General features: G+C 65.6%; 15 protein-coding genes. 13 read left to right on the forward strand and 2 right to left on the reverse strand.

Going from position 1 to position 14,570, the window contains the following annotated elements; all coding sequences use genetic code 11:
- The first annotated feature begins 440 nt into the window (after positions 1-440).
- The 3 genes from YS110_00975 (at position 441) to YS110_00985 (ending at position 3,669) form a co-directional block, all read left to right on the forward strand.
- Complete coding sequence (locus YS110_00975; protein ID UJB67309.1) at positions 441-1,268, forward strand: DUF945 domain-containing protein; 828 nt, start codon at positions 441-443, stop codon at positions 1,266-1,268.
- 80 nt (positions 1,269-1,348) lie between these two features.
- Positions 1,349-3,397: a ParB/RepB/Spo0J family partition protein gene (locus tag YS110_00980; GenBank protein ID UJB63436.1), complete on the forward strand. Its 2,049-nt coding sequence runs from the start codon at positions 1,349-1,351 to the stop codon at positions 3,395-3,397.
- A 62-nt stretch (positions 3,398-3,459) separates the two neighbouring features.
- Positions 3,460-3,669, forward strand: coding sequence for a hypothetical protein (locus YS110_00985; GenBank protein ID UJB63437.1), 210 nt, complete (start codon positions 3,460-3,462; stop codon positions 3,667-3,669).
- 163 nt (positions 3,670-3,832) lie between these two features.
- Here YS110_00985 and YS110_00990 read toward each other — a convergent pair whose 3' ends face one another.
- A complete protein-coding gene (locus YS110_00990) occupies positions 3,833-4,870 on the reverse strand; it encodes a DUF4917 family protein (protein UJB67310.1) in 1,038 nt (345 codons plus the stop codon).
- 859 nt (positions 4,871-5,729) lie between these two features.
- Here YS110_00990 and YS110_00995 point away from each other — a divergent pair.
- Positions 5,730-6,044 (forward strand): DUF736 domain-containing protein, encoded by a 315-nt coding sequence (locus YS110_00995; protein UJB63438.1) that lies wholly within the window; start codon positions 5,730-5,732, stop codon positions 6,042-6,044.
- A 318-nt stretch (positions 6,045-6,362) separates the two neighbouring features.
- Here YS110_00995 and YS110_01000 read toward each other — a convergent pair whose 3' ends face one another.
- A complete protein-coding gene (locus YS110_01000) occupies positions 6,363-6,656 on the reverse strand; it encodes a helix-turn-helix transcriptional regulator (GenBank protein UJB63439.1) in 294 nt (97 codons plus the stop codon).
- 319 nt (positions 6,657-6,975) lie between these two features.
- Between YS110_01000 and YS110_01005 the strand changes: the two genes are divergently transcribed.
- From YS110_01005 to YS110_01045, 9 genes are all read left to right on the forward strand, one after another.
- The gene (locus tag YS110_01005; protein UJB63440.1) at positions 6,976-7,326 is read left to right on the forward strand and encodes a DUF2958 domain-containing protein; all 351 of its coding nucleotides are present in this window, start codon (positions 6,976-6,978) and stop codon (positions 7,324-7,326) included.
- 343 nt (positions 7,327-7,669) lie between these two features.
- Positions 7,670-8,440 carry a DUF2285 domain-containing protein gene (locus YS110_01010; protein UJB63441.1) on the forward strand — a complete coding sequence of 257 codons (771 nt, stop codon included), beginning with the start codon at positions 7,670-7,672 and terminating at the stop codon, positions 8,438-8,440.
- 114 nt (positions 8,441-8,554) lie between these two features.
- A complete protein-coding gene (locus YS110_01015; protein ID UJB63442.1) occupies positions 8,555-8,839 on the forward strand; it encodes a helix-turn-helix domain-containing protein in 285 nt (94 codons plus the stop codon).
- A gap of 26 nt (positions 8,840-8,865) precedes the next feature.
- Positions 8,866-9,711, forward strand: a complete 846-nt coding sequence (locus tag YS110_01020; protein ID UJB63443.1) for a replication initiator protein A — start codon at positions 8,866-8,868, stop codon at positions 9,709-9,711.
- A gap of 265 nt (positions 9,712-9,976) precedes the next feature.
- Positions 9,977-10,606 (forward strand): AAA family ATPase, encoded by a 630-nt coding sequence (locus YS110_01025; protein UJB63444.1) that lies wholly within the window; start codon positions 9,977-9,979, stop codon positions 10,604-10,606.
- Positions 10,607-10,611: 5 nt separating this feature from the next.
- Positions 10,612-10,875, forward strand: a complete 264-nt coding sequence (locus YS110_01030; GenBank protein ID UJB63445.1) for a chromosome partitioning protein ParB — start codon at positions 10,612-10,614, stop codon at positions 10,873-10,875.
- Positions 10,872-11,429 carry a DUF2840 domain-containing protein gene (locus tag YS110_01035; GenBank protein UJB63446.1) on the forward strand — a complete coding sequence of 186 codons (558 nt, stop codon included), beginning with the start codon at positions 10,872-10,874 and terminating at the stop codon, positions 11,427-11,429. The genes YS110_01030 and YS110_01035 overlap by 4 nt, the downstream gene beginning before the upstream one ends.
- The gene (locus YS110_01040; protein UJB63447.1) at positions 11,426-12,025 is read left to right on the forward strand and encodes a S26 family signal peptidase; all 600 of its coding nucleotides are present in this window, start codon (positions 11,426-11,428) and stop codon (positions 12,023-12,025) included. The genes YS110_01035 and YS110_01040 overlap by 4 nt, the downstream gene beginning before the upstream one ends.
- A gap of 460 nt (positions 12,026-12,485) precedes the next feature.
- Positions 12,486-14,483, forward strand: a complete 1,998-nt coding sequence (locus YS110_01045) for a relaxase/mobilization nuclease and DUF3363 domain-containing protein (protein UJB63448.1) — start codon at positions 12,486-12,488, stop codon at positions 14,481-14,483.
- The last annotated feature ends 87 nt before the right edge of the window (positions 14,484-14,570 follow it).

Genomic DNA, 14,570 nt, shown 5'->3' on the forward strand with positions numbered 1-14,570 from the left:
GGGGTTTCGCCCCTGATGGGCTTCCATCGTTCCCTCGCTCCGCTCGGCTGACGCCTCCGGCCCGGCTTCCAGCTTCGGGCCTGCGCGCTTCGCTTGCCGTGCGGTTCGGCACAGAGGGATGGCCGTTGCCATGTCCAGCCGTCTCCCCTGACTTCATCACCTTGTCCGCGACTGTAGCCCGCGCCCGTGCGCCGTCAAGGCGCGCAGGGCCGTGTCCTCGGCTTCGCCTGCGGGCCGCACCAACCCTGCGCTTGCCTCCTTGACGGCACCCGTTCGCGTGCTCCTGACCGTCGCGGGCGATGAACTCAGGAAAGACGGTGGCAACAGGGCCAACCGGGTTCCTCGTGCCGACCGCACCGAACAGCCAAAAGGCTGGGCTCCGAATCTAGGAATCCGGTGTGCGGTTTGAACAGCAAACCCTTTTCGTCAGGAGAAAGACCATGCAACTCGCATCCCGTTTCGCTTCCCGTTCCCCGTCGCTGCGCAGCGACTACCCGCTGTCCGATGACCAGATTCGCCGCGTGGCCCCGTCCATCTTCGCGGATGCCCCACACGAGAGCCGTTCCGAGCGGTACAGCTACATCCCCACCGCCACGGTGCTGACCGAGCTTCGCAAGGAGGGGTTTCAACCCTTCATGGTGACGCAGACCCGCGTGCGCGATGAAGGCCGCCGCGAGCACACCAAACACATGATTCGCCTGCGCCACGCCAGCCAGATCAACGGCGCGGAAGCTAATGAAATCGTGTTGCTGAACTCGCACGACGGCACCAGCAGCTATCAGATGCTGGCCGGGATGTTCCGGTTCGTGTGCAGCAATGGCCTTGTGTGCGGCGACACCGTGGCGGATGTGCGCGTACCCCACAAAGGCGACGTGGCCGGGCACGTCATCGAAGGCGCTTTCGAGGTGTTGAGCGGCTTTGAGCGAGTGAAGGAATCCCGTGACCTGATGCGCAGCATCACGCTGGACGAAGGCGAGGCCGAAGTATTCGCCCGCGCTGCGCTGTCGCTCAAGTACGACGACCCCGACAAGCCCGCGCCCGTCACCGAATCGCAAATCCTGATGCCGCGCCGGTTCGACGACCGCCGCCCGGACTTGTGGAGCGTGTTCAACCGCACGCAGGAGAACCTGACCAAAGGCGGATTGCATGGCCGCAGCGCCAACGGACGCCGCCAACGTACCCGCCCCGTGCAGGGCATTGATTCCGATGTGCGCCTGAACCGCGCCCTGTGGCTGCTGGCCGATGGCCTGCGCCAGTTGAAAGCCTGATTCCCCACGCGGCAGGGGAAGGCAGCAGCCCTTGCCGCTTCTTTTGCTGCTGCATTCCTTAACCGCAAGGAGTTATCACCATGAACGCCATCACCCAAACCGAAGCCCGCGCCATCCAAGCCCCCGCGCTGGAAGCCGCTGACCCGACCAAGAACCTGATTCTGGTTCCGCTGTCGCGGCTGGTGCTGCGCCCCACGGGCCGCAACGTGCGCAAGACCCCGCGCATGTCCATCCCCGAACTGGCCGCGAGCATCCAGCGCGTGGGCCTGCTGCAAAACCTGATCGTGATTGCATCCGCCGATGGCGAGCATTACGAGGTGGTCGCCGGTGGCCGCAGGCTGGCCGCATTGAAGCTGCTGGCGAAGAAGCACCGCATCAGCAAGGAATGGGAGGTGCCTTGCCTGCTGGTGGCCGATGGCACCGCACGCACGGCCAGCCTCACCGAGAACGTGCAGCGCGAGGCCATGCACCCGGCAGACCAGTTCGAGGCATTCGCCGCGCTGGTGGCCGAAGGCCGTCCCATCGAGGACATTGCGGCGGATTTTTCCGTCACGCCGCTGGTGGTGCAGCGCCGCTTGAAGCTGGCGAATGTCTCCCCGCGCCTGATGGCAGACTATCGCGCCGATGCCGTGAGCCTTGACCAGTTGATGGCCCTTGCCATCACTGACGATCACACTGCGCAGGAAGCCGCGTTCTACGATGCCCCGCAATGGCAGCGCCACCCCTCGCACTTGCGCGAACGCCTGACCGAACGGGAAATCGACGCCTACCGGCATCCGCTGGTGCGCTTCGTCGGGCTGGACAGCTACGAAGCCGCAGGCGGCGGCATCCGCCGTGACCTGTTCGCCGAAGATGACGCAGGCGTGTATCTGACCGATGCCGCGTTGCTGGAACGGCTGGCGCAAGACCGGCTGGCAGGCATTGCCGCCAATGTTCGCGCCGAAGGTTGGGCATGGGTGGATGCCACGCCGGGAATGACCCATTCCGACCTGCACGCTTTCCAACGCGCACCGAAGGAGCGCCGCGAACCGAACAAGCGCGAAGCCGCACGCATCGAGAAGCTGCAAGCCAAGCTGCACGAACTGGCCGAAGCCGTGGATGCCGCGCTGGACGCCAAGGACGAGGACAAGGCCGACGCGCTGCAAGAGGAAGGCGAAGCCGTGGGCGAGCAATTGCAGGCGCTGGAAGATGGCTTGCAGGACTACAGTCCGAACGTGAAGGCCGCAGCCGGGGCTATCGTCACCATCGACCGCAATGGCGAAACCGTGATTCATCGCGGCCTGATGCGTGAGGCCGAAGCCAAGGCGCTGCGCACGCTGGAACGCTTGCGGCAGGGTTTCGGCGGCGAAGGCGAAGCCGGAAACGACGACGAAGGCGAGGACGACGAACAGCCCAAGATCGCCGCCATGTCTGACCGGCTGGCGCAGCGGTTGAGCGCCCACCGCACCGCCGCGCTGCAAATCGAAGTCGCCCGGCACCCGCAAGCCGCGCTGGCTGCCGTGGTGCATGGCATGGTGCAGACCATCTTGCAGGACAGCCACTACGGCCACGACCTGCCGCTGGGCGTGAGCTTGAAAGTGCAAGACCGGCTGGAAGGCATGGCCCCGGACTGGCCGGAATCGCCCGCCGCCGTAGCACTGCGCGAACTGCAACAGGTGGCGGGCGAAGCCTTGCCGGAGGACAGCGACGAACTGTTCGCCGCGCTGCTGGCGAAGCCGCAAGATGAGCTGGTGCGGCTGCTGGCCGTATGCGTGGCTTCCACGGTGGACGTGGTGACGCCCCGCGCCACGGTGCAGCAACCCGGTGAGGAATTGGCGCAGGCCGTGGGCCTAGACATGGCCGCATGGTGGCAGCCGACCGCAGAAGGCTATTTCAAGCACGTTCCCAAGGCTGTGATTCTGGATGCCGTGGGCGCGTTCGCACCGGAATCCGTCACCCGGCTGGCGAAGTTGAAGAAGGCCGACATTGCCAGCGAAGCCGAGCGGCTGGCCGATGGCAAGGGCTGGATGCCTGCCATCTTCAAGGCCGCAGGCCCGCAGGATGCCGCGCAGGAGCAAAGCCCGGAGCAGGACACCCCGGACGATGCCGAAGCAAGGGCCGATGAACCCGCCGAGGCGCTGGCCGCTTGACCCGCGCCGAAGGCAAGCGCCCCGGCCTCGACCGGGGCGCTTCGCTGGAAGGAGAAGCCCCCATGACCCGCACCACCACCAGCCGCCCGCGCATGGCGGCGATCTACGCCCCCGGCACGGTACGCGCCCGCCGCTGGCACGGCGATGGCGACGTGCGCGGCTACCGTCCGCCCTTGGGCTGGACGGCCTGCGCCGACCTCACCGACATTCATCCCATCACGGGCCGCGTCTTGCCGCGTGCCGTGTGGTGGCTCATCGAGACGAAGGAATAACCGCGATCAGCACCGCGCCCAGGCCGTACCGTCCTGGGCGCGGTGAAACGCAAATCCGGGCGCGGCAGTGGCCGCGCCCGGTGTCCAGGGCCAACAGCCAAATCAAGACACAGCCGCCATCGTGGGATGCCTTCGCGTACTGACCAGGAAAAAGCCTCCTGAACTAGATGCCGAATTGACCCAACCCCACCGGCGTAGGCTCTGGGGCGGCGTGTATCCAACATCCCGGACTTTCGCTATCAAAGAAGTCCACTTGCACTGGCCCCAAATCATCCTGAAGAGCTTGGTACGCGTAGTTGCAATAGACCTGATCGCCGCGAAAAACGGAGACAGCGACCCGATGGATACCGGTTCCGCGCATCCGCCTCAGCAGGTGCCGATCATGCTCGCTTATGCCCCAGCCATACAGCGTCAGCGCGACCCGTTGCGATGCGAGCACTTCACGGTACACCGTTGAGAGGTAGTAGCTGCTCTGGATCGATGACACCTTCTGCTGCATCGTCCCCTCACTGACGAATAGCGGAACAACTCGCTCGCTGCACCACTCTTGGAGGATGGCCTCCAGCAAACCTCCTCCAGCGTTGTGAATCTTTGATTCCTGCTCCACGGCATTGCGGCACAAGGCAAGGCTCCCATGGGGATAGAACACCAAGGTGTTGGTTTGCTCCCTGTACCGTTCCCGATATCTTCCCCAGTTATCGTCGAATCCGCCGTTCCATTGGAAGCAATCCTTGAACGCATGGCCATCATCGATATTCAGCCCGTAGGTCATCGTCCAATAAACCAACAGGTCATAGTTCAGCGACAGTACCGTGTCGAACCCCTTGAGAAACTGGTACATGCTGGGTAGTTGAGAATTCACCAGGTTATGCTCGGGATGCACATCACGAACAGCCTGAATTAGGCATTCTCTGACGTTCAAGTAGGCTTGGCGCGTACTGTTGTCCGGTATCTGCAACGCTCGGTTGACGTTGGACGCCTGCCAAACCAAGCGCAGGATTAGTTCAAAGTCAGAAGTCCCGAAGAAATGAAAAAGTCGGTGTACATCCGTTGCGAGCAGGCCGCGCTGTTGGGCGTAATCCAGCAATGAGCCATAACTGAAGCTCGGGGACACGGCAATACTCGAGCCATTGCCCAGCAGGATGGTGCTTCGATGGTAGTTGGGGGCAATTTGTGCCCATTGCATGACGGGAAACGGCAACTCGAACTCCTCCTGTTTTCTTCCCCTCGGGAAGATACCTCGAATCGTTTTCGGCCATTGCTCTGACGATGACTTCTTGCCATAGAAATTGAGCTGCCTGACGTGTCGGCGCGGTGCGCCGCCGGGCTTTCGGGCTACGCCCCGTGCCGCCTTCGTCGTCACGGCCATTCGGCTTCAATCCCTCACGCCGTCGCGCCTGCGGCGCTGCGTGCTTCGCTTGCCTCCAGGGGAAAGCCCTGCGGGCTATCCCCGCCGCGCGCAGCTTGGCGCCCCTTAATACCGCCGGATCGGCCCGGCCAGCGCCCCGCCGCGATGGACGGGGCGCTGGCGAACACGCTGGCGCTTGCTGCGGCAGGTTGTGCGGATGCGTGCCGTCCTCAACGCTGGCGGTTCCTGCTCATCACGTCACGAAGGACGGTTCACGAACAACCCGCCCGGTATCGCTATGGAGCTTCCACGCCACGCCTCAAGACCGGCGCCGCAAGGTGCGGCAGGGGCGCTCTCGCCTGTCGTCGGGTGGTTGACCTGGCCCGCGTCAGCGGGCGAGCCGGAGAAGCCTTCGGACGGGGATGCCGAGCCGGCCCTATCTTCTTTCGGAGCGGTTCGGCCCAAGGCGTCCTTGTCTCGTTGTGAATCCTGGCGGGGGCGCGGCTGCGCCTCGGGCTTCATGGCTGCAACCGTCCGGCGAAAACAATTTCCCCGCCGCTGCGCGGCTTCCTCGCGCAGCAAATTCTTTTCGCCTCCCGGCTCTCCACTGCGTTGCGACCGCAAGCGGTGCAGCCAGCCCGTCCCCCGCCGGTCGGATCACAACAAGGACGCGATGGGCGCGAACCTTGTTCAACCGAAAGGAGAAAACATCATGGCCAACATCGGAACCTTCACCACCGACAAAGACGGTTTCACCGGCACGCTTCGCACCCTGACGCTCAACGTCAAGGTCAAGCTGGTTCCCAACGACAAGGGCAGCAGCGAGAACGCCCCCGACTTCCGCCTCCAGGCCGCCGGCCACGACATCGGCGCGGCGTGGAACAAGACCAGCGAAGCCGGGCGGGAATACAAGTCCGTGACCCTCGACGATCCTTCATTCCCGGCTCCGGTCTATGCTCGCCTGATCGAAGGCGAGGACGGCACGCACGATCTGATCTGGTCACGCAGCAGGCCGCAAGCGGCCTGACGGCTGCCCCAAGCACCCCGCCCATTGCGGCGGGGTGCAGCGCTGCTTATCGCAGCACCGAACACGCGGCAGCGGGAAACCGTCAGCTCGCGCCCGATCGTTTCTGGTTCCGGTATTGCCGCAGTCATATTCAGCAGGTTCAATGCCCGTGGAGGCAAATCCAAGATGGCGTGTCGGCGCTGCTAGCACCGCCGGGCTTTCGGGCTGCGCCCCGTGCCGGCAAGCCGTCACGGCCATGCGGCTTCAATCCCTCACGCCTTCGCGCCTGTGGCGCTACGCGCTCCGCTTGCGGAATCCAGTCTTACACGCCGACGCACGCTACGGCGTGCTGCGCTCTTTCAACACCGCCTCAAGCTCCTGGCGTACCCGCGCCAGCAGCTCATCGGTCTTATCCGTGCTGTCGCCGGCATAGGCCAGCGTCAGCAGCGTGAGCGGATGCACCTCCATGACCTCGCACAGCTCGGTCAGCTTGTGCAGGGTCGGGCTTTTCAAGTCGCGCTCCAGCGAACTCATGTAGGTGCGGCTAGACACGTCCGAAAACGCTTCCTGGCTCAAGCCCCGCGCCTTCCTGACTGTCCGTATCGCCGTCGCCAATGAGTGTTTCGCTGTCACCAACTTGGTTTCCCCATAAAAACCAAGATGACAGTCCATTGCGCCCTATAGGGCTACAATCTATAGTGTTCATTTATGGCTGAGAGGCACGCTTTCGTGCTTTTACGGAAATCCGCATATGCAGATTTCCTCAAACCCGTGGAGCCACATCCGTGTCTTTCATGGCCTGCACAATTCCGCTTCTGCACTTCCGTGCCTGTACGGATTCGACGGCTTACGCCTTCGTGCTTTCGCACGAAAGCACGCATCCATTTCGCCGCTTCCGTGTTTTGGCAGGAAGGCTCCTCCTTGCATCGTCGGATTCGTGGGAGTGCCAACCATGACCCAACCGCTCATCACTGCCGAACAGCACGCACAACTGCTCGCCGTTGGCGAGGCGCGCGCCACCGGCCAGAGCATCGACCCGATGCCCGTGGTGCGGCTATTCACCCCGGACGCGCACGCGACCTGGTTGCTGTCCGCGCTCGATCCTACCGATGGCGATACGGCCTACGGCCTGATCGACCTCGGGATCGGGATGCCCGCCTTGGGAACGGTGAAGCTGTCCGATCTGGCTGCCATCGTCGGGCCATGCAAGCGGCCCGTGATGCGCGACAGTTACTTTCAACCTGTGCGGCAACTATCGGAATACGTGCGGCTGGCGCAGGAAAACGGCTCGATCATGGATTGATGCAAGCCAGCGCAGCCGGGTCAAACGGGCGCATCGTGACTATTTCGGTCTTACCCAAGACCGGGCAGGTCTGAATCCACATCCTTGCACCGAAGCGGTGCGCTTCTGACGCAAACAGTCATGATCTTTGGCGCGGGCTGCTGCACCGTGCGCCATGCCGCGCACCATTTTCGTGGCGGCGCAGCCGTCGCATTCAGACGATTTCAGCAATGCCCCGGAGCGAATCTGTCTTGACACCAGTAGTTACAGCTTACCCCGATTTCGATGACAACCTGATGGTGATTCGATAGCTCCCGCACGACGTAATCCAGGCGACGCACCCCAAGCACAGGGAGGTTCCGTCATGACTGATCGCAGCGTCGAACACTGGTATCCGACAGCGGCTTATCTCTACGTTCTGCACCAGGGCGGCCCCGCGCTGGCCTGGGAGTACCTGCGCCGAAACCCTGACTACCGGCGCGACTGGCTGCACCGCCGCCGCCGACCAGATACGGCGCATCGTTGGGGCTTGCGCCTGCTGGAAGATCCCGCCCTGGATGCACGCGACGCGCATCCGGCGTGGTTCCCCGATCACGATGGCGTGATCCAGCTCTACCCGGACGACGACCCGCCGCCGGATGCCGATGCCTTCGAGTTCTGGAACGTCCCAGGACGCAAGCACCTGATCCATGATGGCAAGCGCCTGATGCTGACGGCGCAATGGCCCGGCTGCTGCGTGCGGCTCACGCTCACGCCGAGCATGGCCGACGGAATGGCCTACCTCTACGCCATCCGAGGCTGCACTACGCCTTGCGCACGCTATCGCGCACTGGCGGCTGGGCTGGATGCGTTGTCCACTGCAACCGGGGCCACGCCTGCGGCGGCGACCCGCTCGCGGCCCACGCACGCCGCAGTGCTGGAATTGCACACCTTGCAGGCACTCGACGCGACCCTGGCGGGCGCGTCCTTGCGCGAGGTTGCCGAGGGGCTGTTCGGCGTTGATGCCGTCGCGGCCGATTGGCACAAAGACAGCGCCTTGCGTGCCCGCGTGCGGCGCTTGGTGCGCCGGGGCGATGCGCTGATGCGCGGCGGCTACCGCCGCCTGGCACAGCTTCCGCCGTTCCCGTCGCATTAGGAGGGGGGACGTTTCGCGCCCCCTGCAAATCGTCCCTTAGCAAGAAGCCTTGCTTTCTTGAAAGTGCCTCTATCCGGCCGCGTGGTGTGGCCGGGCTTGATGGAGGTACACCCCATGCGACCCTCTCCCTTGCGGCCTGCCGCCGCTACTGTCGCTGCGCCCTCGCAGCCCCAACGCTACCTGACCAACGACGAAGCCGCCGAGTATCTGCGCCTCAGTCCTCGCACGCTGGAGAAGCAGCGCGTGATCGGCGGTGGCCCGAAGTTCCGCAAGTTCGGTCGCCGCGTCATGTACGCAGTAAGCGACCTCGATGCCTGGGCCGACCAGCGCAGCTACGAGGCCACATCCGACCCGGAATACGCCGAACGCCACGCGGGTGACTACCGTGATGGCCGCTGATCGTCGGCGCGTGGGTGGCCTTCGCCATGTCCGGCCCTCCAGGGCAAGCCTTGCCGCAGTGCGAACAGCTCGACCTGTTCCGCGCGCTGCCGGGCGACATGGCGCCACGCGACAGCCAGGACTTGATGGCCTTTCCATTCTTCTCGCTGGCGAAATCGCGGCGCATCGCGCCGATCGACTTCCGCAGCGGGAACATCACCATCCGCGTGGAAGGCACGGCCGAGCACGGCATCGCCACGATATGGGATGCCGACGTTTTGATTTGGGCGGCCTCACAGATCGTGGAGGCACGCGACGCGGGCATTCGCCCGTCGCGCTGGATACACGCCACGCCCTACGAGATCCTGCGTTTCATCGGGCGCGGCACATCCCTCAACGACTACCTGCGCCTGAAAGCGGCGCTCGACCGGCTGCAATCGACCAGTGTGGCCACGTCCATCCGAGAAACCACGGGCAGGCGCTTGCATCGCTTTTCGTGGATCAACGAATGGCGCGAACTGGCCGATGCCAGCGGCACGCCGCTGGGCATCGAGCTGATCCTGCCGGACTGGTTCTATGCCGGCGTGCTCGACGCCGCCCTGGTGCTGACCATCGACCCGGCTTATTTCCGCTTGAAGGGCGGCATCGAACGCTGGCTGTACCGCTTGGTACGCAAGCACGGCGGGCGGCAGGAACACGGCTGGCAATTCGACTTCCGGCATCTGCATCGCAAATCCGGCAGCGCGGCTCGCTTCTCGGACTTCGCCTACGACCTGCGCGTGCTGGTGGCACGGCAGTCGTTACCCGGCTACGTCCTCGGCATCGAGCGCATGCCGGACGACAACACCGAACTGCTGACCTTCCGGCCCGTGCTGCATACGGCACGGGGATAACTGCGGGAAAAGCTGTGGACGGCCTCGTGCTATCAGGAGTACCCGGTATCGTGCTATCGGGAGTACGCCTATCGTGCTATCAGGAGTACGAAAACGCCGCAAAGCCAGTAATGGCGCGGGTTTTCAGCCTCTCTAACTTACCTAACTATAAATCTCTAACTTTTAGTAGAAGCGCACCGTTTCGGTGGACAACCGCCAAACGGCACAGCGAACAGCGTTTTGCAGGGCAGGTGAATCCCGGCTTTCCAGCATGGGAGGCCGCGTCATGATCTTCGCGCTTCTCAATCAGAAAGGCGGCGTCGGCAAGACCACGCTCGCCACGCACATCGCGGGCGAACTGGCGATGCGCGGTCTGCACGTCATCCTGCTGGATGCCGACCCGCAGGGTTCCTCACTGGACTGGACGCAGCGCAGAAGCCAGCAGGGCTTGCCCCGGCTGTTCAGCACCGTGGGCCTCGCCCGCGAGACGCTGCATCAGGAAGCGCCGGAGCTGGCCCGCCGCGCCGATCACGTCATCATCGACGGCCCGCCGCGCATCGCCGCATTGGCGCGTTCCGCGCTGCTGGCGGCCGAGCGCGTGCTGATTCCCGTGCAGCCCAGTCCGTATGACCTGTGGGCCAGCGCCGAGATGGTGGCGCTGATCCGCGAAGCGCAGGTGTTCCGGCCTGCGCTGCACGCGGCCTTCGTCATCAACCGGCGCGTCAGCACCACCATCATCGGCAGGGAAGCGCGGCAATCGCTGGCCGAACAGCCGCTGCCGGCGCTGCGCAGCGAAGTGCGCCAGCGCATCGTCTTCGCCGACAGCGTGGCCGCTGGCCGGCTCGCCCGCGAGACGGCGCCCGACAGCGCCGCCGCCCGCGAGATCGCCGTGCTCACCGATGAACTGCTGCGGTGACCGACATGAGCAGCCCGCGCAGCAAGCGCGTCGGCATCGGCGCACGTCCGCCCGCGAATCCACACGCCGAGGCGTGGATTCGCCAGGGCGATGCCGATGCGCTCAACAAGGGCGACCTTTATACGGCCCGCCTGACGCTCGACGTGACGCCCGCGCTACGTGCACGCATCAAGATCGCCGCCTTCGGCCAGGGCGTGACCGTGGCCGAGTTGCTGCGCGGCTTGCTGGAACGGGAGTTCCCCGACAAGCGCCCGGAGAACCTGCCATGAACGCATCCGCCTTGCTTGCCGCTCACGCGGCGACGGCTGCACCGGCTGCTGCGCCGCCGCCTTCGCTTTCGACGCTCGCCGGCCAGGCCGGCAGCGTGCCGCTGACTCGCGTATCGCTCGCCTACATCGAACCGCGCTTCAAGCTCTACCTGCGTTTCGGCGAACCGGCGCGCACGTTGCGGCTCGACCGCTGGCGGCGCTGCGCGGTGTTCCTGCCGCTTGCGATGTTCTGCCGCGTGCGCTGGGAAGCAAACGACTACGGCACGATCCGCTGGCAGCTCATGGTGATGCAAGCCGCCACGCCGCTGGACGACATGCAGCGCATCCCCGGCGTGCGGCCCGGCGCACGCCTGCTGCTGCACGCCGAAGGCGAAAACGCGGTGCGTGCCGTGCTGGAACGCATCGACGGCATCGAAGGGCAAGGCATCGCCGCCATCGACGTGTCGCCAGCGTACTGGCGCACGCTGGGCAACCGTCTGGCGGCCCGCCTGGCGCTGCCCGAATACACCGCCGAGCGGCACGCCGCCTGGCTGGCCGGAAGGGCGCTGCCATGACGACCCAATCCAACACCCCATGCACGCACGAAGTCGCGCCGCAACCTCGCTCGCGCCTGCGCGTTCGCATCGTGCTGGCGGGCTTCGCCGCCGTCGGCCTCGCTGCGCTGGCCTGGGCGGCTTTCGTGTCGCCGCTGCCGCGTCTGACCTACAACCCGTCCGACAGCGTGGCGGTCGGCTGGTATCGCATCGAACCGTTCGACCCGCGCACCGCCTCGCTGCCACGTCCGTTGTCCGTGGACAGCATCGTGCTGGTGCCGCTGCCCGACAGGGCCGCCATGCTGGCTGCGCAGCGCGGCTACCTGCCGACCCGCGTTCCGCTACTCAAACGTGTGGGCGCGGCCGCGCCGCAACACGTTTGCATCGTCGCCGGGCAGGTACGCATCGACGGCGTGCCTGCGGCCGCCGCGCTGCCTGCCGACCGGCTGGGCTGGCCGCTGCCATCCTTGCAGCTTTGCCGCCGCCTCGAATCGGGCGAGCTGTTCCTGTTGAGCGTGACCAATCCAGCGTCGTTCGACAGCCGCTATTTCGGGCCGGTCAGCGCATCCGCCGTGATCGGCGTCGCGTATCCGGTCTGGCTGGAAACACGCCCATGATGGCCGCCGATTCGCTGCACGTTGCCGTGCATCTCATCGTGCCATCGGGCATGTCGTTCCGGTGGCTGCCGCCGTGTCGTCGCGCGTGCAGCGCGGGCGCATTCGCGCCGCGCTTCGCGCAACATCCGGCGCAGCCGTCCAACGTGCAGGCGTCTTGCCTCGAACGCGCCCGGCCTGCGGCCCTCAGCTCGTTCATCTGCGCGTTCGCCGGCTGGCTGGCTGCAAGCAGCGCAGCGCCGCCGGGCCACCGACGCCCGGAGCGACAGCGAAGGGCAAAGGCGGAAGGCAAGACAAAAGGACGCGGCACCAGGCCGCGTCGAGAGCCTGTCTGCACATGGGGGTGGCGCGGCACGCAGCGGCTCCGCCGCCGTGCCGCGTGGGGCGCGAAGGTCGCGCCAATGCAGGCATGTCCGCGTGCTTCGCACGACGGGACACGCCAGAGCTTGCAGGTAGAGTGGCCATGACCGACCGCCGCGACGACGATTTCCGCGTGCGCCCCAGCGCCCCGAAGAATCGGGGTAAGGGCCAGGGCCAGAGCTTCGTTTCCAAGGTGCTCAAGCAGGCTGGCAAGGCCAGCGGCGGCAAGTCCTCGATGCGCCATTCCGCCGCGTCCGGCGGCCAGGGCCAGCGCGCAGGCCAGCGGCCCGGCTCGCGCCTGGGACGCGGCCATACGGCGGCGCGTTTCGCCGGGGCGAAGCTGACGCCCATGTCTCGGCGCGTGACGATCAAGACCCTGCTGGTCAATCAACGCAATGCCAGCCCGCAGTCGCTTGCCAAGCATCTGCGCTACATCGAGCGCGACGGCGCCGGCCGCGATGGCGAACCGGGCCGGGCCTACGGGCCGCAGACCGACGAGGCCGACCTCGACGCCTTCAAGGAGCGGGCCGCCGACGATCGGCACCATTTCCGCTTCATCGTCTCCCCGGAGGACGGGGCCGAACTGGACGACTTGCGCACCTACACCCAGCATCTGGTGAACCGCATGGAAGCCGACCTGGGCACGCGGCTGGATTGGGTGGCGGTCGATCACTGGAACACCGATAACCCGCACACTCACCTGATCGTGCGCGGACGCGACGACACGGGCAAAGACCTCATCATCGCGGGCGACTACATCGCCCACGGCTTCCGCCATCGCGCCGCAGAGCTGGCGACGGAATGGCTCGGGCCGCGCACCGAACTGGAGATCCAGCAGACCTTGCAGCGCGAGGTGGAACAGGAGCGGTGGACGAGCCTCGACCGCACGTTGCAGCGCGAGGCTGGCGAGGATGGCCGGGTGCAGATCGAACGCTTCAACGAACCCCGGCTGCAACGCCAGCGCCTGCTGCTGATCGGCCGTCTGCAACGCTTGCAGCGCCTGGGCCTGGCTGAAGAAGCGCAGCCCGGCACCTGGGCTGTCCATGCGGACGCGGAGAAGACCTTGCGCGCCCTGGGTGAGCGTGGCGACATCATCCGCACCATGCAGCGGGCCATGAGCGGGCAACCGCGCGAACTGGCGGTGTTCGAGCCGGGCAAGGATGGCCGCACTGTCATCGGTCGCGTCGCCGCCAAGGGGCTGGCCGACGAGCTGCACGACCGCGGCTATCTGGTCATCGACGGTGTGGACGGCAAGGCCCACTACGTCGCCTTGAACGCCCGCGACGAGCTGGCGAACTATCCCGCCGGTGCGGTGGTGGAAGTGCGTGGTTCCGCCGAGGTGCGGGCGGCCGACAAGAACGTCGCTGGGCTGGCGAGCGGTGGCCTGTACCGCACAGATCATCACTTGGCGATCGAACAAGGCCGGGCCAAGGCTGGGCGTGACCCGCAGGAAGTCGTCGCGGCCCACGTCCGCCGACTGGAAGCCCTGCGCCGGGTCGGCATCGTGGAGCGCGTGGCCGAAGGGCTATGGAAGGTGCCAGACGACCTGCCCGAGCAGGGCCGCCGCTACGACGCGCAACGCCTGGGCGGCGTGGCCGTGGAGCTGAAATCGCACCTGCCCATTGAGCGGCAGGCCCGCGTGATCGGGGCCACCTGGCTCGACCAGCAATTGATCGGCGGCGGCTCGGGCCTGGGCGAGCTGGGCTTTGGCAGCGAGGTCAAGCAGGCAATGCAGCAGCGTGCCGACTTCCTTGCCGAACAGGGGCTGGCAGAGCGGCGCGGACAGCGCGTGATCCTCGCCCGGAACCTGCTGGGCACGCTGCGCAATCGCGAACTGGCGCAGGCCGCCAAAAGCATTGCCGCAGAAACTGGCCTGGAACATCGGCCCGTCACGGATGGCCAGCGCGTGGTCGGCATCTATCGGCGCAGTGTGATGCTCGCCAGTGGGCGTTACGCAATGCTTGATGATGGCATGGGGTTCAGCCTGGTGCCGTGGAGGCCCGTCATCGAGCAGCGGCTGAGACAGCAGATTGCGGCAACGATGCGCGACGGCGGTGTGTCATGGGAGATTGGGCGGCAGCGCGGGCCTGGAATCACCTGACACCGGACTGCGAGAAATCAATGAATATCGCTTTCCAGAGTGGCGAGAATCCAACCACAAGGCGGCTGCCCGCAACGACCTGAAAAC

This window comes from Acidovorax sp. YS12 (assembly GCA_021496925.1).
Taxonomy (GTDB): Bacteria; Pseudomonadota; Gammaproteobacteria; order Burkholderiales; family Burkholderiaceae_C; genus Paenacidovorax.

Coding starts and splice junctions, on each gene's coding strand:
- YS110_00975 (UJB67309.1), top strand. CDS start 441: ATGCAACTCGCATCCCGTTTCGCTTCCCGTTCCCCGTCGCTGCGCAGC.
- YS110_00980 (UJB63436.1), top strand. CDS start 1,349: ATGAACGCCATCACCCAAACCGAAGCCCGCGCCATCCAAGCCCCCGCG.
- YS110_00985 (UJB63437.1), top strand. CDS start 3,460: ATGACCCGCACCACCACCAGCCGCCCGCGCATGGCGGCGATCTACGCC.
- YS110_00995 (UJB63438.1), top strand. CDS start 5,730: ATGGCCAACATCGGAACCTTCACCACCGACAAAGACGGTTTCACCGGC.
- YS110_01005 (UJB63440.1), top strand. CDS start 6,976: ATGACCCAACCGCTCATCACTGCCGAACAGCACGCACAACTGCTCGCC.
- YS110_01010 (UJB63441.1), top strand. CDS start 7,670: ATGACTGATCGCAGCGTCGAACACTGGTATCCGACAGCGGCTTATCTC.
- YS110_01015 (UJB63442.1), top strand. CDS start 8,555: ATGCGACCCTCTCCCTTGCGGCCTGCCGCCGCTACTGTCGCTGCGCCC.
- YS110_01020 (UJB63443.1), top strand. CDS start 8,866: ATGTCCGGCCCTCCAGGGCAAGCCTTGCCGCAGTGCGAACAGCTCGAC.
- YS110_01025 (UJB63444.1), top strand. CDS start 9,977: ATGATCTTCGCGCTTCTCAATCAGAAAGGCGGCGTCGGCAAGACCACG.
- YS110_01030 (UJB63445.1), top strand. CDS start 10,612: ATGAGCAGCCCGCGCAGCAAGCGCGTCGGCATCGGCGCACGTCCGCCC.
- YS110_01035 (UJB63446.1), top strand. CDS start 10,872: ATGAACGCATCCGCCTTGCTTGCCGCTCACGCGGCGACGGCTGCACCG.
- YS110_01040 (UJB63447.1), top strand. CDS start 11,426: ATGACGACCCAATCCAACACCCCATGCACGCACGAAGTCGCGCCGCAA.
- YS110_01045 (UJB63448.1), top strand. CDS start 12,486: ATGACCGACCGCCGCGACGACGATTTCCGCGTGCGCCCCAGCGCCCCG.